This is a genomic window from Pectobacterium actinidiae, assembly GCF_000803315.1.
GTDB classification, from domain to species: domain Bacteria; phylum Pseudomonadota; class Gammaproteobacteria; order Enterobacterales; family Enterobacteriaceae; genus Pectobacterium; species Pectobacterium actinidiae.
Genome location: NZ_JRMH01000001.1, coordinates 2,491,973 through 2,511,835, shown reverse-complemented (window position 1 = coordinate 2,511,835; position 19,863 = coordinate 2,491,973). Strand labels below are relative to the sequence as shown.

Sequence of the window (19,863 nt, the reverse complement as noted above, 5' to 3'; positions counted from 1 at the left end):
CAACATTTGTTAATTGGAACAATTTCAGGTTATGTAAGTTAACAATTTGTTTGCTAAGAGTTGTCTTAAAATTACTGTTTCTTTACATTTTGGCGGTAAAAATACAGTGTCACAGATAGGTAGTCGTGACTGAATTTATGTCGGCGTGAGGTTTTTGTCTGATTTTATTATATTGATACGATATATTTCTCAATTACAGGAGTGATGGTTCATTCAATGAGTCGACTACAGAACGAAATTAACTCCCTGGTCAATCGCGGCGTGGATCGTCACCTGCGCCTTGCCGTCACTGGGTTGAGCCGCAGTGGCAAAACCGCGTTTATCACTGCGTTCGTCAATCAATTATTGAACACCCACAGCGGGGCACACCTGCCGATGTTTTCTCCCGTGCGCGAAGAGCGTTTGCTCGGTGTGAAACGCGTGCCGCAGCGCGATCTGGGCGTGCCGCGTTTTGCCTATGATGAAGGCATGGCAGCGCTATATGGTTCCCCGCCGGATTGGCCGACGCCGACGCGTGGTGTGAGTGAAATCCGCCTGGCGCTGCGCTATCGCTCTAAAGATTCATTGCTGCGTCACTTTAAAGACACCTCGACGCTCTATCTCGAAATTGTCGATTACCCCGGCGAGTGGTTGCTGGATCTGCCGCTGCTGGAGCAAACCTATTTGAGCTGGTCACAGCAGATGAGCGGTTTGCTGCAAGGGGGACGCATTGAATGGGCGAAACCCTGGTTGGCGCTGTGCGAGAAAATCGATCCGCTGGCGCCAGCAGATGAAAACCAGCTTGCCGAGGTGGCACAGGCCTATACCGACTATTTGCACCGTTGTAAGCAGGAAGGGCTGCACTTTATTCAGCCGGGGCGGTTTGTGCTGCCGGGCGATCTGGCGGGCGCGCCAGTGCTGCAATTCTTCCCCTGGCCGCAGGTGAATAATATCGGTGAAGCCAAACTGGCGCAGGCGGATGACAAAACCAACATCGGCATGCTGCGTAAGCGTTTTGACTATTACTGCCAGTCGGTCGTCAAAGGGTTTTATAAAGATCACTTTGTGCGCTTCGACCGGCAGATTGTTCTGGTCGATTGCCTGCAACCGCTCAATAGCGGTATTCATGCGTTTAACGATATGCGGCTGGCGTTGACCCAACTGATGCAAAGTTTTCATTACGGGAAGCGCACGCTGTTCCGGCGTTTGTTCTCGCCCTGTATCGACAAGCTGATGTTTGCGGCGAGTAAAGCGGATCACATTACCGCCGATCAGCACGCCAATCTGGTGTCGTTGCTTCAGCAATTGGTGCAAGAAGCGTGGCAGAATGCCGCGTTTGAAGGCATTGATATGCGCTGTGAAGGCATTGCGTCGATCCAGTCAACGCAGAGCGGGGTGGTCGATCATCAGGGCCAGAAAATTCCTGCGCTGAAAGGGCATCGACTCAGCGACGGCCAGCCGTTGACGGTCTACCCCGGTGAAGTGCCTGCGCGTTTACCGGGTGCCGCATTCTGGCAAACGCAGGGCTTCCATTTCGATCAATTTCGTCCGCGAGAAATGACGGTAGACACGCCGTTGCCGCATATCCGGTTGGATACGGTCATGGACTTTCTGCTAAAGGATAAATTGCGATGAACGAGCCATTAAAACCCCGCGTCACCTTCGACGATGTTTCACCACAAGAGCCTCAGCCGCAGCTACGTGCAGGGCTGGCGTTTGATGAGCAGAGCGGTACGCCATTTTCCCCGATCAGCCGCGAAGAGGAAGTGCCAGAAGAAGGCGCGGCGGAAGAGGCGATCAGCGCGGCGCTGCGGCCAAAGCGCAGCCTATGGCGGCGTATGGTGATGGCAGGAATCGGGCTGTTTGGTGTCAGCGCGCTAGCGCAGGGCGTTCAGTCGCTGCACAACGCCTGGGTGCAGCAGGACTGGATTGCGCTGGGCGGTATTACCGCGGGTAGCCTGATTGTGGCGGCGGGTGTCGGTTCGCTGGCCGTCGAGTGGCGACGCCTCTATCGCTTGAGAGAACGTGCGGAAGAGCGCGATGTAGCACGCGATTTGCTACACAGCCACGGCGTGGGGCGCGGGCGTGAATTCTGTGAAAAACTGGCGCGTCAGGCTGGGTTGGATAGCGGCCATCCGGCGATACAACGCTGGCAGGCTTCACTCCACGAAACCCACAACGACCGCGAAGTGCTGGAGCTTTATGCGCGTCTGGTTCAGCCCGTACTGGACACGCAGGCGCGGCGTGAAATCAGCCGCTCCGCGGCGGAATCGACGTTGATGATTGCCGTCAGCCCGCTAGCGCTGGTGGATATGGCCTTTATCGCCTGGCGCAACCTGCGTCTGATTAATCGTATTGCCGCGCTGTACGGCATCGAACTCGGTTATTTCAGCCGCATTCGCCTGTTCCGACTGGTGCTAGTTAATATCGCGTTTGCTGGGGCATCGGAGCTGGTGCGGGAGATTGGTATGGATTGGATGTCGCAGGATCTTGCTGCACGGCTATCGACCCGCGCTGCGCAGGGCATTGGTGCGGGGCTGCTGACGGCACGTCTGGGCATTAAAGCGATGGAACTGTGTCGCCCGCTGCCGTGGCTGGATGACAAGCCACGCCTCGGTGATTTCCGCCGCGAACTGATTGGTCAGGTAAAAGAAACGCTGCAAAAAGGGCGTTAGGGGAACGAAGGCGCGCAGTATGCGCCTTCGTCACATTTTTCATTGTCCGGCAGTGTGAGTACCGTTGTTACAGAATCGTGTGTAGGATTAAAGCTCCTCATTTCTGTATAACAGGACGTTTTTATGATTCCCGGTAAAAAATTGACGCTGGCGGCGCTGTCGCTGTCGGCAGCCATTCTCTGCTTACCTGCCAGTGCACAACTGGTACTGGCACCCACCGATGCGGAACGTTACGCGCAAAACAGCTTCCCTGAATATCTTGAATTACTCACGTTGCCAAATGATGCTGCCGTGCCTGCGGATATTCAGCGTAATGCTAAGTGGCTGGAAAAGGCTTTTCAGAAGCGTGGCTTCACCACGCAGCAACTGAAGAATGGGGATAAACCGCTGGTTTATGCTGAGCTGGGTACGCCAAAAGCCGATCGTAAAACCATCTTGTTCTACATGCATTTTGACGGACAGCCCGTGAATCCAACCGAATGGCAAACGCCGCCGTGGCAGCCTGTGCTGAAAGAAAAAGACGCCGCTGGCAAATGGCAAACACTGCCCGAGTCGCGCCTGCTGAAAGGGGATATCAATCCGGAATGGCGTCTCTTCGCCCGGGCATCGGCCGATGATAAAGGACCGATCGTGATGTTTCTCGCCGCGATGGACGCAATGAAAGATAAAGGCGTTGAACCTGCGGTCAATATCAAAGTGCTGCTAGATTCTGAAGAAGAAAAAGGTTCACCCGGTCTGACGACGGTGATGGCCGATCATCTTACGCTACTCAAAAGCGATGGGATGGTGATTTATGACGGCGCGATGCCGTCCAGCAATAAGCCCGGCATCAACTTTGGCAATCGCGGTTCAATCCAAATCGATATGACGGTTTTCGGCGCGAACGCGGCGGCGCACAGCGGTGGTTATGGCAATGTCATTCCCAATCCGGTGCAAAATCTGGCAACGCTGCTAGCCAGCATGAAAGATGCGGACGGTAAGGTTACGATCCCCGGTTACTATGACCGCGTTACGTTGAGCGAGAGCGATAAAAAACAGGTCGCGGAGACCGCCCCTCCCGCTGGGGCGTTGGAGAAACGCTTTGGTGTTGCTCGGCTAGAAAATGTCGCCAGCAATGCGGCAGAAGCAGTGCAATATCCTTCTCTGGATATTCTCGGCATTAGAGCGGGCGATACGGGCAAAAAAGCGTCGAACGCCATTCCGTCAACCGCGACGGCCAGCGTGAATATTCGCACCGTGCCGGAAACGCCGCCGGATGAGATGTATGTGTTGTTACGCCAGTATATCGCCAGCAAAGGCTTTCATATCATTGCCGGTGAGGCACCCACACAGGCCGAACGCGAACAATATCCGCACCTGATTTCCCTTAGCCTGACGGCCTATCCGAGCAGTGCCTATGCGGCGAGAACGGAGATCGACTCCCCGCTGGGTCACTGGGCCGTCGCGACGACAACCGCACCGCGTGGCATCGCACCAGAGAAGAATCGCATGATGGGCGGGACGCTGCCGATGAGCGGTGCGGTCAGCGTATTGAAGGTGCCTTACGTCATCGTTCCTCTGGTGAATGCCGATAATAATCAGCATAGTTTTGATGAGAACTTACGCCTCGGTAACTATCTGGAAGGCATTCGCACCATTGTGGCGATGGCCACGACGCCGCTGTCGTAACCCCGTTTCGTCATTGACGTGGAAAAAACGTACAGATGTGTCAACTTTTGCTGCCACTTTACTTCATCCGGTGCAAACGAAAGGGTATTATCAGTAGCAATAGCCATGTCGTGTCTCTTGAAGAAGGTAGCCGTTGATGCATCTGGAAGTGATTTGTGAAGACCGCATTGGTATGGTCCGTGAACTGTTAGATCTGCTTGCGTCACGCAATATTGATTTACGCGGTATTGAAATTGCGTCTATCGGTCGTATTTACCTCAATTTTGCCACCCTCGATTTTGATGATTTCCGTCTGCTGATGACGGAAATTCGCCGTATTGAAAGCGTTAGCGATGTGCGTACCGTGGCCTTCATGCCGTCAGAGCGCGAACATCGGGCGTTGAATGCGCTGCTGGAATCGATGCCTGAACCCGTATTCTCGCTGGATATGAAGGGAAAGTTGGAGCTGTTTAATCCTGCCGCGCTGGCGCTTTTTGAACAATCAGCAGAGACCATCAGCGAACTGACGATTGGCAGCATGATCCCCAGTTTCAATTTCGCCAGTTGGCTGGAGAAGAGCAGCACCGTCGTGACGGAGCGTGTGGTGATTCGCGGTCAGGATTTCTTGCTGGAAATGACGCCAGTCCGTCTGGAAGATGATGGCGGGAAAGTGGCAACGGCGGGCGCGCTGGTGATGCTGAAATCGGCCGCTCGCATGGGCCGACAGTTGCAGAATCTTGCTGTGAACGATGAAAATGAGTTCGATCATATCGTGGCGGTGAGTCCGAAAATGCGTCAGGTTGTTGAGCAGGCGCGTAAATTAGCAATGCTGGATGCGCCGCTGCTGATCGTGGGCGACACGGGGACGGGTAAAGATATGCTGGCGCGTGCCTGCCACCTGCGCGGGCCGCGTGGCAAGAACCCTTTCCTGGCGCTGAACTGCGCGGCGTTACCCGATGATGTGATGGAGAGCGAGCTGTTCGGCCATGCGCCCGGTGCGTATCTCAATGCACAGGAAGGTAAGAAAGGTTTCTTCGAACAGGCTAACGGTGGGTCGGTTCTGCTGGATGAAGTCGGTGAAATGTCGGCACAGATGCAGACTAAGCTGCTGCGTTTCCTGAATGACGGGACATTCCGTCGCGTCGGTGAAGATCATGAAGTCCATGTTGACGTGCGGGTGATTTGCGCGACTAAGAAAAATTTATTGGAGCTGGTGCAGCGCGGTGAATTCCGGGAGGATCTTTATTATCGCCTCAATGTACTTACGCTGATGTTACCGCCTCTGCGCGAGCGTCCGGCTGATATTATGCCGCTGGTAGAGCTTTTCGTGGCGCGTTTCGCTGACGAGCAGGGGATTTCGCGTCCCAAATTGGCCGCAGATGTGGAACATTTCCTGCCGCAGTACGGCTGGCCGGGTAACGTTCGGCAGTTGAGAAATACCATTTATCGGGCGCTGACGCAGTTGGAAGGTAACGAATTGCATATGCAGGATATCGATCTCCCTGCGTTTTCGATTGATGCGCCGCAAGATGAAACCCTGCTTGATGGCTCGCTGGATGACATCAACAAGCGCTTCGAACGCTCCGTGCTGACCCGCCTTTATCAATCCTACCCAAGCACACGCAAACTGGCGAAACGGTTAGGGGTATCGCACACGGCAATAGCTAACAAGCTACGGGAATATGGACTCAGCCAACGTAAAGCGGCGGGGGACGACGAGGAGTAATCGCGGCGCTTGGTATATGCGCAGTGGCTTCATTAATCAAAGGAGTGATTATGGATCAAGAACAGGCTCGGCAACTGCTACAGACGGTATTAGCCGACCCCGCCGCACAGTTTCGTGACGGGCAGTGGGAAGCGATTGACGCGCTGGTTAACCGCCAGCAGAAATTACTGGTAGTACAGCGTACTGGCTGGGGAAAGAGTTCGGTTTATTTTATCAGTACGAAAATTTTCCGTGACCGAGGTATGGGGCCAACTATCATTGTTTCGCCCTTGCTGGCGTTGATGCGCAACCAGATAGATTCTGCTGGACGATTAGGGATTGTGGCAGAAACGCTGAACTCGACCAATAAAGATGATTGGAATAGCGTGACGCAACGAATCATCAGCAATCAGGTTGATTGTTTATTGATTTCACCTGAGCGTTTGGCGAATGATTCATTTGTTGAAACGGTATTGCAGCCCATTGCCGATCGTATTGCCCTAATGGTGATTGACGAAGCACACTGTATTTCGGATTGGGGGCATGATTTCCGCCCAGACTATCGGCGTATTGTGAATATTTTGCGTCAACTGCCTGCGAATATTCCCGTTCTGGGTACGACGGCTACGGCCAATAATCGCGTGATTGAGGATATTCAGGCACAACTAGGTAATATCCATATTCAGCGTGGCCCACTTATTCGTGAAAGTTTGTGGTTACAGACGATGAGATTGCCTGACCAATCATCGCGTCTGGCCTGGCTTGCACAGGCTATTCCAACCTTGCCGGGTACGGGGATTGTTTATGTGCTAACACAGCGTGATGCAGAGATGGTTTCTCGCTGGTTGAATCGCTCAGGCATCGAGGCGCGGCCTTATTACAGCGGTGTAACGCATGACGATTTTAGCACGTCATCTGGGATGGCTGATTCAGACAGTTATCGACAACACCTTGAGTCATTGCTGCTGAATAACCAAATTAAAGTGTTAGTGGCAACGACCGCATTGGGGATGGGTTATGACAAACCCGATCTGGGCTTTGTGATTCATTATCAGATGCCGGGCTCGATAGTCGCGTATTACCAGCAAGTGGGCCGTGCTGGACGCGGTATCGATTATGCTGTTGGTATCCTGATGTCTGGCGTTGAAGATAGAGAGATTCACGAATTTTTCAGGGGATCGGCTTTTCCTGCGGAGACGCAGGTGACTGAAATTTTGCAGGCGCTTGCCAGTGCGGATGGCCTGACATTGCGAGGCATTGAAGAACAAACCAATCTTCGTCATGGGCAGATTGAGAAAGTCTTGAAGTTTCTCAGCGTCGATAGCCCTGCGCCAGTGATAAACGTTGACCGGAAGTGGCGTAGAACACCCGTTTCGTATGGTATGGATCGTGCTCGTATTGCACATCTGACTGGGCAACGAGAACGGGAATGGCAGGAGATGCAGGCGTATTTGGCGGAGACGCGCTGCAAGATGACATTTTTGCGTCACGCACTGGATGACCAATATACAACGCCGTGTGGTAAGTGTACTTCCTGTCTGGGTCGTCCGGTGGTCGCAATTCCGCTTAATGCTGAGCTTATTCATCGGGCAGGAACGTTTCTTAAACAGGCTGAAATTGTTATTCGACCCAATATACAGGTTGCTGCGAATGCTTTTATTGAATACGGTTTTCGCGGAAATCTGGCGCAGAACTTGCGTGCTAAAGAAGGGCGCGTCTTGTCACGTTGGGGGGATGCGGGATGGGGAAAGGCGGTCGCAGACAATAAATATGCGGGCCGTTTTAGTGACGAATTGGTTGCTGCGATGGCAGAGATGATTCAACAACGTTGGCAACCCGAACCCGCACCTGAATGGGTTTGCTGTGTCCCTTCTCGTAATCATCCTACATTGGTGCCTGATTTTGCTCGGCGTCTGGCAGTACGGTTGAATCTACCGTTTGTGGATGCTATTCATAAAATACGTGACAATCAGCCACAGAAAGGTCAACAAAACCGCTTCCATCAGTGCCGTAATCTGGACGGTGCGTTTGCCGTCATCCCCTCGATACCAGAAGGTGCGGTGTTGTTGATTGATGATATTGTTGATTCTGGCTGGACGTTGGCGGTGATTGCTGCCTTATTACAACAAGCGGGCAGTGGCTGTGTTTATCCGGCTGCGCTCGCGTCTGCTTCGGTGAGTAATGCATGAATTTATCCCCCACGGCACAAGCGACACTGCTTTTGACCTGCTATTTCAGCAAGGCAAGTGCTGGCGATCTCAAGCCACTCACCAATACGGAGTGGGGGCGTTTTGCATTGTGGTTGAAAGAAAAATCACTGAGCCCCGCGGATCTCCTTGTGCCAGACCCTACGACTCTACTCAGCGGTTGGCATGATTCACGCGTGAGTGTTGCCCGAATTGTTCAACTGCTGAGCCGAGGACATAGTCTGGCTCTGGCAATTGAAAAGTGGCAAAGGGCGGGATTGTGGGTCGTTACGCGTTCGGATTATGATTATCCCAAACGCTTAAAACAGCAGCTAAAAAGTGATTCTCCCCCCGTATTATTTGGCTGTGGCAACCGTGCGCTATTAAATACCAGAGGGCTGGCGGTAGTCGGTTCGCGTAATGCTAATGCCACCGATTTATCGTTTGCAAATCAGGTCGGTATACAGGCTGCCACTGAACATATTGCCATCGTTTCTGGCGGGGCCAGAGGCGTGGATGAAACAGCGATGCTGGGTGCCATGAGTCAAGGGGGCGTTGTCATCGGCGTGATGTCTGATAGCTTGCTTAAGGCGAGTACGAGTACAAAATGGCGTAAAGGATTGATGGAAGGGCTGGCGGTGCTGGTGTCTCCTTTCCACCCTGAAGCGGGTTTCAGTACAGGCAATGCGATGGCGCGGAATAAATACATTTATTGCCTTGCTGAAAGTGCCTTAGTCGTTCACTCAGGTAAAAATGGGGGGACGTTCAGCGGCGCGCAGGAAAACCTAAAGAAAGGCTGGGTACCGCTGTGGGTAAAGCCAACAGACGAAGAGTCTGCGGGTAACGCAGATCTGGTGGTTGCCGGAGGTCACTGGTGTGATATGGATTGGCGATCTTTGAGTGTTGCCAGATTACTCGAGCAGCTTAACCCTGTATCGACGTCCGCTGCCCTTGGGGGGCAAGGTAGCCTATTTTTGCGCGAGGAACCGCAAATAGCACCGTCGGAGCAGCTAGACTTACAAAAAATCTGTGCTGAAAGCATAGCTCCGACGAGCGAGGAGAAGCTTGTTACAGCAGAAGAAACCGAAATCAATGCTCTGAAGAATGAACCCATTAATTTTTATGCACTGTTTTTGCAGGAACTCAGTCGACTGGCGGTAGACGCGGTAAGTCTGGATGAACTCATTAGTCTCACTATGCTACACAAATCGCAACTTACTGTCTGGTTACAGAGGGCTGTTGATGAGGGCGTTATTAGCAAACACGAGCGGCCAGTACGTTATCAATGGATTCCTAATTCCCATCGGCCCTAGTCAAAATAACAAAACGGCTGCTTGCGCAGCCGTTTTTCACGTAATGCCAGTGTGACTTATTTCAGCACAGCCAGCGCAGCGTCATAGTCTGGTTCAGTGGTGATTTCGTTCACCAGCTCGCTATGCAGCACGTTGTCGTTTTCATCCAGTACGACGACAGCGCGAGCGGTCAGGCCTTTCAGCGCACCATCCGCAATTGCGACGCCGTAGCTTTCTTTGAACTCACCACCACGCAGGGTAGACAGTACAACGACGTTGTTCAGACCTTCCGCACCGCAAAAACGGGACTGCGCGAACGGCAGATCGGAAGAGATACACAGAACAACGGTGTTATCCAGTTCAGAACCCAGTTGGTTGAATTTGCGCACGGACGCGGCACAAACACCGGTATCGATGCTTGGGAAAATATTCAGGATTTTGCGCTTGCCAGCATAGTTGCTCAGCGGGGTATCGGACAGATCTTTAGCCACCAGAGTAAATGCCGGGGCTTTGCTTCCTTTAGCTGGGAATGACCCTGTTACTGGCACAGGATTGCCTTGAAAATGTACGTTCTGTGACATGTTTGCGTCCTTAATTACAGGTGATTAACACGCTGCTCAGTTTAGGGCAACATTAGCAACATTGGTATAAAAATTACGATTAAAATTGCTGGCTTAGCAACGCCACCATCGCTTTCAGGTAGCATTCACTGGCGGCATCTGCCGAGATTGGCGGAAGCTCCGCGGTAATGCAATGAAGCGAACGATCGGCGCACCAACTTCCGAACGATCCAGGTGTGTCGTAACCGACACTTGATACTAACGGCAGCTCGCACTGTTGTGCCAACCATCGACCCAGTTCGGAACCCTGTGGATCCTCAATACAGGCGAGTGGCTCATGAAAAGAGACAACCCAGTGAGGATTAAGTTTCTCAATCAGCGAGCAAAGGGCTTTTGTTTCCGGCTCTGAACCTGCGGTTTCACCGGTAGAGAGCTCGACATCGCGTTCATCTGCGGCACTATTCCAGCGGTAGACCGTCTTCCCCGGCTGCCAGTTACTGGCCGGAAAATTGCGATTGAGATCGACACCGTTAGCGTTGGCGCGCAGCCCCAACTGACAGCCATCTGGGTTCACTGCAAGAATCACATGGTGGCGACGCTGTCCTGAAAAGAGGGTGCGCAGCGCGCAGGAAAGCGCTACCACCGCTGCGGTTTCATCGCCGTGTGTTCCGGCAATAATTAGCCCGCTCTCAGAAGGGGCTAATTCGGCTGGGAAATACAGTAGCGGTGCGCCCAGCAGCGATTTCCCATACGGGTCGCCCAGCGACGGCAAATTACCGCGTTGCTGGCGCGCCTGAAGAGGAATGACCGTGTTTTCCATGATATTGCCCTGTAATTGCCTATGCGTTTCATCATAAAAAAATCGGCCAGGAGACGCAAACATCGATGCGGGCTGACAAATTGCGGGCGTATCGCTGGATGATAACGCTGATTTCTGACTATTATATTCTTCAATCAATTCATTACGCTTTCAGGTCAAATCATCATGCACTATGGATATTCTGCATTTTATGTCGCGTTGATGGCGGCCATGACGGGCAATGCCGTCGCGGCGCAGGTTCCGGCGGGAACGGTTCTGGCTGAAAAGCAAGAAATCGTCCGTCACATTAAAGATGAACCGGCTTCTCTCGATCCGATAAAAGCGGTAGGGCTGCCGGAAGCACAGGTGGCGCGCGATCTGTTTGAAGGGCTGGTCAATCAGGATGCCAAGGGAAACATTGTTCCTGGCGTGGCGCTGCACTGGCAGACGACGGATAACCGCACGTTTATCTTTACTCTGCGTGATAATGCCCGCTGGTCTAACGGTGAACCCGTTACGGCAAACGATTTTGTCTACAGCTGGCGTCGTCTGGTCACACCTGAAAACAGCTCGCCGTTTGCCTGGTTTGCGCGACTGGCGGGAATTCAGAACGCCGAGCAGATTCTTGCGGGTAAGCTGCCGGTCGATCAGCTTGGTGTGACGGCCGTTAATGATCACACGCTGAAAGTGCAGCTCAGCAAGCCAGTGCCTTATTTTGTTAGTCTGACGGCAAATTTCAGCCTGTTTCCGGTACATCAGGCTACGGTAGAAAAATTCGGCAATGACTGGACGAAGCCGGGCAATCTGATCGGGAATGGTGCATTTAAGCTAGATCAGCGCGTCGTTAATGAGAAGCTGGTGCTCACGCAGAATCCCTATTATTGGGATAACGCTAACACGCGCCTGACTAAGGTGACCTTTGTTCCCATCAATCAGGAATCGAACGCGACGAAGCGCTATCTGTCCGGGGATATTGATATCACTGAGTCCTTTCCTAAAAATTTGTACCAGAAGCTGTTGAAAGACTTGCCCGGTCAGGTTTATACGCCAGAGCAGCTTGGCACCTACTATTACGCGTTTAACACACAGCGTGCGCCAACCAACGACGTACGAGTGCGAAAAGCATTGTCTTACGCTATCGATCGTAAAGTGATTGCGGAAAAAGTATTGGGCACAGGGGAAAAACCGGCATGGCACTTTACGCCGGATGTCACAGCGGGTTTCAAACCGACGGAGAACCTGTTGCAGCAGTATTCTCAGGATGAGCAGGATGCGCAGGCAAAAGCGCTGATGGCGGCCGCAGGTTACGGTCCAAATAATCCGTTGAAATTATCACTGTTGTACAACACGTCGGAAAGTCACCAGAAGATCGCGATTGCCGTGGCCTCCATGTGGAAGAAAACGCTGGGTGTAGATGTGCGTCTGTCCAATCAAGAATGGCAAACCTACATCGACAGCCGCAATAGCGGTGATTTTGACGTCGTGCGGGCGTCCTGGGTCGGTGACTACAACGAACCCTCGACATTCCTCTCGCTGCTGGCTTCACACCATAGCGGAAATATCGCACGCTTTAAAAATGCAAATTACGATCGCGTCCTGGATGAAGCGGGCAATCAGACTAACCCGCAGGCGCTGAATGCAGACTACAACCGGGCTGAGCAGATCTTGATGGATGAAGCGCCGATTGCGCCGATCTATCAATATACCAACGGACGCTTGATCAAGCCGTGGGTGAAGGGTTACCCCATTACTAACCCTGAAGACGTGGCGTACAGCCACATGCTTTACATCGAAAAGCATTAAGTATCAATATATTGAATGATGTGGTGATAAAGCCGGAGCGATCGTGATGGTCACTCCGGCTGATAGCGTGCAAAACTGATAGCAAAAGAGCGGATAGAAAAAACCGTTGGAGGCAAAACGTGGAATCCTTTGCAGGAAAAGAGTTGCAACACAGCGGTGCGGTTCATGCGTATCAGTTGGATGGAAAGGGAGGGGTGACCTCGATTGGCGAGCAGGATGTGGTTAATAGCGAGAAACCCTGCTGGCTACACCTGGATTCTACATTACCCGCCAGCGTGCGCTGGTTGAATAAAACGACGCTAGTGCCGGATAGCGTACGCAATGCGTTGGCGGGGGAAAGCGCCCGTCCCAGAGTCACGCGTTTAGGTGAGGGTACGCTGATCACGCTGCGTAGCATTAACCTGAATGCCAATGCGCGGCCGGATCATCTGGTGGCCGTTCGGGTGTACATTACCGACAAGCTGATCATTTCTACCCGACGTCGTAAGATTCAGGCTATCGACGAAATACTTACCGACCTGAAGGAAGGCAATGGCCCGACGGACAGCGGAGGCTGGCTGGTCTCTATTGCGGAATCGTTGACCGATCATACCAGCGAATTCATTGATGATTTGCATGAGAAAATCATCGATCTGGAAGAGGATTTGCTGGAGCAAAAAATTCCACCGCGCGGTGAACTGGCGCTGATTCGCAAACAGCTTATCGTGTTACGCCGCTATATGACGCCACAGCGTGATGTATTCTCGCGTATTTCCGGCGAAAAACTGCCCTGGATGCAGGATGACGATCGCCGCAGAATGCAGGAAATCGCCGATCGATTAGGACGCGGGCTGGAAGATCTGGATGCCAGTATTGCACGTACCACGGTACTTTCGGATGAAATCACCGCTTTGATGACCGAAGCGATGAACCGCCGTACCTATACGATGTCACTTTTGGCGATGGTTTTTCTGCCGACGACGTTCTTAACCGGCTTATTTGGCGTCAACTTAGGGGGAATTCCCGGCGGCGATGCGCCGTTTGGTTTTTTCACGTTCTGCTTGATATTGGTGATATTGGTGGGCGGCGTTGCATGGTGGTTAAAGCGCAGTAAATGGCTATAACGACTCATGGCGAACGGATGCGCAGATAATCACAAACTGTCGTGAACGGCTAAAAAACCACGTGTAAATTGAGCAATATCAACATTTTTTACCCTATTGTGCGGCACTATCATTCCCGCAGGTGAATGCAACGTCAAGCGATGGGCGTTGCGCTCCATATTGTCTTACTTCCTTTTTTGAATTACTGCATAGCACAATTGATTCACACCACGCCGACAGTTTTGTCGGCTTTTTTTTGTCCTTCGATCCTGACCTTTGCCCTACGTTGCCAAATGTCTTTGGCATTTTATTATGATGGGCTACGCGCCATCCCCCTTCGGGCCGTCGCAGGCGACGTTGTAAAATGCCTTTGGCATTTTATTCATTAGCTTACTATGCTTAAGGGGAAGGGCTGGCACCGATGAGCCAGCCGTAACGCATGTCTGTACTGCTTCAGTAGCTGGATTTACTTTTACATTATCCAACACCGAGGAGGAAAATATGCTCACTCAAGGCGCAGCGGATTACCTGCAAGCCGACACGGTTCCGGTTGAGCCGATTCCCATTATACCGAACGACCCAACACCTCAGCCGCTTCCCGATCCACCGCCCATTCCTGACCCACCGCCGACAGGGCCGGAACACGAACCTGTAACTGAACCACCGCATGATCGATAGCGACACGCTACGCGGCAGAAAACGGCAATAAAAAACACGGTGGTGAAACAGCAACCGCTGCTTCTTGCCACCGTGTCCCTTTCTTTATGGTAATGCCGTTCCCACACGAAAACGTCGCGCTTATTTTATTTCCAGCACGTCAAGGCGAGTCATTGATGGCACGTCGTCATCTTCTTCCGGCTGCCAGCCAACGGGCTGCAACGGCAGTTCTTCACGGTCAAAAGCCAGATCGCCACCATCTACTACGTCGCTACCGTGACGGATGCCTTTAAAATCGAACAGCGTATGATCGGCAAGATGAGATGGAACAACGTTCTGCATAGCACTGAACATGGTCTCAATACGGCCAGGATAGCGTTTGTCCCAGTCGCGCAGCATATCTTTAATCACCTGACGTTGCAGATTTGGCTGCGAACCGCACAGGTTGCACGGAATAATCGGATATTGACGGGCTTCTGCAAAGCGTTCGATATCTTTTTCGCGACAGTAGGCAAGAGGTCGGATCACGATCTGTTTACCGTCGTCGCTCATCAGCTTCGGCGGCATACCTTTTAGTTTTCCGCCATAGAACATATTCAGAAACATAGTTTGCAGGATATCGTCGCGGTGGTGGCCAAGGGCGATTTTCGTTGCGCCAAGCTCTGTCGCGGTACGATACAAAATCCCGCGACGCAGGCGTGAACACAGTGAGCAGGTGGTTTTCCCTTCTGGAATTTTGTCTTTCACAATCCCGTAAGTATTTTCTTCGACAATCTTGTACTCCACGCCGATGCCATCAAGGTACTGCGGCAGAACGTGTTCCGGGAACCCGGGCTGTTTCTGATCCAAATTGACTGCGACCAGTGAAAAGTTAATCGGCGCGCTCTGTTGCAGATTGCGCAGAATTTCCAGCATGGTGAAGCTATCTTTCCCGCCGGACAGGCACACCATAATGCGGTCGCCTTCTTCGATCATATTAAAATCAGCGATAGCTTCGCCGACGTTACGGCGCAGGCGCTTTTGCAATTTGTTGAGATTGTATTGTTGTTTCTGGTTAATTTGTTGATTTTCTGACATTTTATCTGTGCTCGTTGCAAAAGGCGTTGCGAATGGAAAACGGTTCAGCGCAGACGTCAACACGGTCTGCATGATCATGGCGTGTATGGTACGGATTACGGCGACGAATGCCAGATCGTTTTACAGCAGTGTTCCACAATTGCCCGATGGACGAGAAAGCGTCACTCATTGTTGCTCCCCTTAGCTTGCCAGAACAGGGGCAACGAGCCGGATACGGATTGCCCCTGGCTCTTTGATGGAGAGTGCGTTTTTCAGGCGAAAAAAAGCTCACCGAGGTGAGCTTTAAGATAGTGCATTGACTTTATCATCTTGCAGAGGTGATGAGATTTAGCATTTATTTGCTGCTTTCAATAAAGCATTACACTGTGAGCCGTTAGGCAATGAAGAGCCGTCGGTGGATGAACATAGTGCATCAGAGCTTACGCCGGCGGTGCTATAATAACATTGGTAAACTTTACCATTGGTTGTGGCATTGAATTTTACCGAGTTTATATCGGATGTTCTGTTCGTTATCGTGATTTTATCTGGTGTCGTGCCCAAGGCAAACGCTGCCTTTTCCTTGATGTTGTTATCGCTTCTTAACGCATTATCAACGACGCCACAGCCTGAAATGGCGAAGGCCATAGATAACAGTACAAAAGCATATTTTTTCTTCATTTAAATAATCCTTAAATTAACGAGCCGCACTGAAGTGGGGATATCACCCCTTATATCGGATAAAGGAAACTATCAGATAAAGAAAACGTCTTCAAATTATCAGCGCCTAAGCGAAAAATACGTGCGTCATTAATCAGCGCATAGCACACGCCTCATCGTGACAATATACGTTTTACCCAGAGTATTCTTATATAATCCGGTTCTGATTCGGTAAAAAGAGGTATCTTTACTTGGCAATCCTTTGTGCATTAAACGCCAGAATTGCCAATATTGAGAGTTGATGAATATTCACGCGATCGATATAGTCTTTATCTGAAAAATATTTTTCGGCTCTGACATCAAGCGTGGTGTCAGAGCCGTTTGTTCACACGATCCGAGGCCAAAACATGAAATTATTGCCATGGCTATGTACTGCTGCTGTGCTCCTACTGGCGGGATGCAGCAACCATAGCGAGAACGCTACAACTGCTCAGCAAGACGCCACGCAAAATGATGATAAGAACGCCGTCGTGTTGCTGAAAAGCAGTTCTCCGGTTGACGTCAACTGTACGCTGATTGGCGGAACGATGGCGATCTCTAGGCAGCTTGACGGTGCGAGCGTAGGTGCCTGTCAGTTAGCCAATGGTAAGCGCTGTAGCGAACAATCGCTGATGAATGGCAGTTGCCCGGCGGGGTGAGTGTTGCGGCAGTCTGCACTGCCGCGGAAAGGTCAAGATGTAACCAGATTTACACAAGGCGCGTTCTGGCTGATGTCTTTGAGGTTCTGTAGCGTGGTTTGGGAAATGCTGATTAGCGCCTCTTCTGTCAGGAACGCTTGATGCCCGGTAAAGAGTACGTTGTGGCACGCGGATAAGCGGCGGAAGATGTCGTCCTGAATGACATCGTTGGATTTATCGGCGAAGAAAAGGTCACGTTCGTTTTCATAAACATCCATACCCAGCGCGCCAATTTTCTGTTGCTTCAATGCGTCTATAGCGGCCTGTGAGTCAATCAGTCCACCACGGCTGGTATTAACGATCATGACGCCGTTTTTCATCTGCGCAAAGGCCGCCTGATTCAGCAGGTGATGATTCTCTGGCGTCAGCGGGCAGTGCAGAGAGATAACGTCTGCGTTGGCATACAGCGTTTTTAGATCGACATACTCCGCTCCTAATTCCACTGCCTGCGGATTCGGGTAGGGATCGAAGGCCAGCAGTCGCATGCCGAAGCCTTTCAGAATACGCATCGTGGCGATGCCGATTTTTCCGGTGCCAATAATGCCCGCCGTCCGGTTGTGCATATTGAACCCAATCAACCCTTCCAGAGAGAAGTTCGCGTCGCGAGTACGCTGATAGGCACGGTGAATGCGGCGGTTAAGCGTCAGCATCAGGCCGACGGTGTGTTCGGCGACGGCCTCAGGGGAATACGCGGGAACGCGCACCACGCTAATACCCAGTTCGTTAGCGGCCTCCAAATCGACATTGTTAAAGCCCGCGCAGCGCAGCGCGAGCGTTTTAACGCCTAACGCCGCCAGTTCGGTCAACACTTCGCGTCCACCATCATCATTTACAAAGATGCAGACGGCCTGACAGCCCGCGGCTGTTTTCGCGGTACGCGATGTGAGCATGAAATCAAAAAACTCCAGTTCATAGCCAAACTGCTGATTGACCTGTTCCAGATATTTACGGTCATACTGCTTAGTGCTGTAAATTGCCAGTTTCATTGATAGTTTCTCCGAAAAATCCTGAGATTAAGCTATCAGAAAATTGGGCGGTGACAAACCGTTACCTGACTGACAGTAACGGTTTGAAATTGGGAGGCGATTATCGCGTAAGAGTGGGGTTAGCGAGACGTACTGAAAACCGACACCGCTTCAGACATCGTAGAGATCTGCTGTTCCAGACTGTTAATGGCAGAACTGGAATGTGTCGCCAAAATGGTGTTCTGACGCGTTAATTCATCAATGTTGTTCACCGCCGAGTTAATCTGCCCCAGCCCTTGCGATTGCTCTTGTGTCGCCAGGCTGATTTGATTCACAAGCTGCGTAACCTGCTGCACCTGAGTCAATATATGCTGCATCGACTGGCTGGTGTGGTTAACTAATTTATCGCTGGTGTGAATGTTCTCGATTGTAGCATCGATAATCGCCGCGATGTCTTTGGCGGCAGCAGCACTGCGCTGTGCCAGAATACGGACTTCCCCCGCGACCACGGCAAAACTCCTGCCCTGTTCTCCGGCGTGAGCCGCTTCTACTGCCGCATTAAGCGCCAAAATGTTGGTCTGGAACGCCAGATTATCCAGCACGCTGATGATGTCAGTGATCTCTTTGCTGGAACAAGTCATCACCGCCATGGTGTCCGTGACCTGACTCACCGCTTTCTCTCCTGCATCGACGGCCTGATTGGCATCGTTCGCGCAGCGTGTTGCCAACTGCGAGGCCGAAGCGTTGCTCTGAATCGTCGCCGTCAGCTCTTCCATTGAGGATGCAGTGGATTGCAAACTTTGTGCGGTATCTTCGCAGCGCTGGCTTAGCGTGTAATTTCCAGAGGCAATTTCACCGCAGGCGTGGCGTAGTTCGGCCAGCTTGCCGTTAACATCATCGACAAACGTGCGGAAATTCATGCCGGATTGGTTGACGGCGCGTAATAACATGCCAACTTCATCCACGCGGTTAAGTTGAAACGAGTTATCCGCCTGCCCGGATGCGGAATTAATCGCCTGGCGTAGAATCTTTTCCAGTGGTTTTGCCAGATGCTGAACTAATAATTCACTGGTTATTGTCGCGCCAGCCAGTAACGCCAAAACAAAAATTAATAGCGGTGTGGTGAGTGGAAGGGTAGCCAGTAAGAAAAGTAGTGCGAATAGCATGAAAAGAAATACGTAGCTTCTTATCCGCCAACGTACTGGGATGACGTTAAACAAGCTAAGAAGTTTTAGCGGTCCTTTATAAACCAGTAGTCCCTGAAAGAGTCGGCGGTTTTTTAATTTGTTCTCATTCATTTGGTGGTAAAGCGCTTCTGCTTGCCGAATCTCTTCCTGTGAAACGCGGGTTCGTACCGACATATATCCTGTTATTTTTCCTTCCTTCATTAACGGCGTCGTACTGGCTTTTACCCAATAGTAGTCGCCATTCTTGCGGCGGTTCTTGACGACAGCTGTCCAGATTTTGCCTGCCTTCAGCGTTGCCCACATGTCGGCAAACGCCTGCGGAGGCATGTCGGGGTGACGCACGATATTGTGAGGCTGGTGGAGGATTTCCTCAAAGTCGTAACCACTGGCATCAATAAAATCGTCATTGGCATAAGTGATATGGCTATCGGTAGTCGTGACCGACATTAGCTTGGCTTTCTCATCTAATAAATACTGAATATCACTGACAGGAAAATTCTGACGCATTTATTGATCCTTTTAGTATTAAGCAAGCATATCCCCGTCATACTTCGAGCGGCTTGTGCGTTGGCAATACTCGGCTCATCTCTGAGCCTCGCCCTCGCGGGCCAGCGCTTTGCGTTGTTCAAAACGTTAACGTTTTGTCACGCAACTCGAATTATTTAGGATACAGATGTGATGTTTTTAGATCTATTAGCGAACGGAAAAGCGATTAATGCTATTTAATTAACGGCAATATTCGCGAAATAATTAGCGGGTAGACTTATATATTGTCACTAATTTCGTCCGTTATTTTTTCTTCAGGAAAGTAGTTACCCAGCCTGACTCGCGGTAAGAGCCTGTGCCGATGACCAAAAGCATTCGTTTGTTAAGTAT

At 51.5% G+C, this 19,863-nt stretch carries 16 protein-coding genes and 1 pseudogene; 10 read left to right on the top strand and 7 right to left on the bottom strand.

Annotation, left to right across the window (positions count from 1 at the left end; all coding sequences use genetic code 11):
- Positions 1–216 precede the first annotated feature (216 nt).
- The 6 genes from KKH3_RS10660 to KKH3_RS10635 all read left to right on the top strand — a co-directional run bounded on the left by KKH3_RS10660 (position 217) and on the right by KKH3_RS10635 (position 9,505).
- A complete protein-coding gene (locus KKH3_RS10660; protein WP_039359193.1) occupies positions 217–1,614 on the top strand; it encodes a YcjX family GTP-binding protein in 1,398 nt (465 codons plus the stop codon).
- Positions 1,611–2,654 (top strand): YcjF family protein, encoded by a 1,044-nt coding sequence (locus KKH3_RS10655; RefSeq protein WP_010276789.1) that lies wholly within the window; start codon positions 1,611–1,613, stop codon positions 2,652–2,654. Before KKH3_RS10660 ends, KKH3_RS10655 begins: the two co-directional genes overlap by 4 nt.
- Positions 2,655–2,777: 123 nt before the next feature.
- On the top strand, positions 2,778–4,322 hold the full coding sequence (locus KKH3_RS10650) for a M20/M25/M40 family metallo-hydrolase (protein ID WP_039359191.1): 1,545 nt from the start codon (positions 2,778–2,780) through the stop codon (positions 4,320–4,322).
- A 136-nt stretch (positions 4,323–4,458) separates the two neighbouring features.
- Entirely contained in the window at positions 4,459–6,027 is a 1,569-nt protein-coding gene (gene tyrR, locus KKH3_RS10645) for a transcriptional regulator TyrR (protein WP_039359188.1), read from the top strand.
- Between the two features lie 50 nt (positions 6,028–6,077).
- Positions 6,078–8,195 carry a RecQ family ATP-dependent DNA helicase gene (locus KKH3_RS10640; protein ID WP_039359185.1) on the top strand — a complete coding sequence of 706 codons (2,118 nt, stop codon included), beginning with the start codon at positions 6,078–6,080 and terminating at the stop codon, positions 8,193–8,195.
- The gene (locus KKH3_RS10635; RefSeq protein ID WP_039359181.1) at positions 8,192–9,505 is read left to right on the top strand and encodes a DNA-processing protein DprA; all 1,314 of its coding nucleotides are present in this window, start codon (positions 8,192–8,194) and stop codon (positions 9,503–9,505) included. The genes KKH3_RS10640 and KKH3_RS10635 overlap by 4 nt, the downstream gene beginning before the upstream one ends.
- Before the next feature lie 56 nt (positions 9,506–9,561).
- Here KKH3_RS10635 and tpx read toward each other — a convergent pair whose 3' ends face one another.
- Both tpx and mpaA read right to left on the bottom strand, forming a co-directional pair.
- Positions 9,562–10,065: a thiol peroxidase gene (gene tpx / locus KKH3_RS10630; protein ID WP_039359176.1), complete on the bottom strand. Its 504-nt coding sequence runs from the start codon at positions 10,063–10,065 to the stop codon at positions 9,562–9,564.
- Positions 10,066–10,144: 79 nt separating this feature from the next.
- Entirely contained in the window at positions 10,145–10,864 is a 720-nt protein-coding gene (gene mpaA / locus KKH3_RS10625) for a murein tripeptide amidase MpaA (protein ID WP_039362348.1), read from the bottom strand.
- A 165-nt stretch (positions 10,865–11,029) separates the two neighbouring features.
- Between mpaA and KKH3_RS10620 the strand changes: the two genes are divergently transcribed.
- The 3 genes from KKH3_RS10620 to KKH3_RS22275 all read left to right on the top strand — a co-directional run bounded on the left by KKH3_RS10620 (position 11,030) and on the right by KKH3_RS22275 (position 14,406).
- A complete protein-coding gene (locus tag KKH3_RS10620) occupies positions 11,030–12,646 on the top strand; it encodes a peptide ABC transporter substrate-binding protein (protein WP_039359173.1) in 1,617 nt (538 codons plus the stop codon).
- Between the two features lie 119 nt (positions 12,647–12,765).
- A complete protein-coding gene (gene zntB, locus KKH3_RS10615; protein ID WP_039359171.1) occupies positions 12,766–13,749 on the top strand; it encodes a zinc transporter ZntB in 984 nt (327 codons plus the stop codon).
- Between the two features lie 480 nt (positions 13,750–14,229).
- Complete coding sequence (locus tag KKH3_RS22275; protein ID WP_167371720.1) at positions 14,230–14,406, top strand: hypothetical protein; 177 nt, start codon at positions 14,230–14,232, stop codon at positions 14,404–14,406.
- 120 nt (positions 14,407–14,526) lie between these two features.
- Here the strand turns inward: KKH3_RS22275 and ttcA are convergent, their stop codons facing one another.
- The 3 genes and pseudogenes from ttcA to KKH3_RS10605 form a co-directional block, all read right to left on the bottom strand.
- Complete coding sequence (gene ttcA, locus KKH3_RS10610) at positions 14,527–15,462, bottom strand: tRNA 2-thiocytidine(32) synthetase TtcA (RefSeq protein WP_039362347.1); 936 nt, start codon at positions 15,460–15,462, stop codon at positions 14,527–14,529.
- A gap of 67 nt (positions 15,463–15,529) precedes the next feature.
- Positions 15,530–15,658 (bottom strand): annotated as a pseudogene (locus KKH3_RS22455) (hypothetical protein); the annotation flags it as partial.
- A 131-nt stretch (positions 15,659–15,789) separates the two neighbouring features.
- A complete protein-coding gene (locus tag KKH3_RS10605; protein ID WP_039359169.1) occupies positions 15,790–16,119 on the bottom strand; it encodes a hypothetical protein in 330 nt (109 codons plus the stop codon).
- Between the two features lie 386 nt (positions 16,120–16,505).
- On the opposite strand from KKH3_RS10605, the gene KKH3_RS10600 reads away from it, so the two are divergent.
- The gene (locus KKH3_RS10600; RefSeq protein WP_039359142.1) at positions 16,506–16,796 is read left to right on the top strand and encodes a putative hemolysin; all 291 of its coding nucleotides are present in this window, start codon (positions 16,506–16,508) and stop codon (positions 16,794–16,796) included.
- Between the two features lie 32 nt (positions 16,797–16,828).
- Here the strand turns inward: KKH3_RS10600 and KKH3_RS10595 are convergent, their stop codons facing one another.
- Complete coding sequence (locus KKH3_RS10595) at positions 16,829–17,821, bottom strand: 2-hydroxyacid dehydrogenase (RefSeq protein WP_039359139.1); 993 nt, start codon at positions 17,819–17,821, stop codon at positions 16,829–16,831.
- Positions 17,822–17,940: 119 nt separating this feature from the next.
- Positions 17,941–19,494 (bottom strand): methyl-accepting chemotaxis protein, encoded by a 1,554-nt coding sequence (locus KKH3_RS10590; RefSeq protein WP_039359136.1) that lies wholly within the window; start codon positions 19,492–19,494, stop codon positions 17,941–17,943.
- Positions 19,495–19,863: the final 369 nt, after the last annotated feature.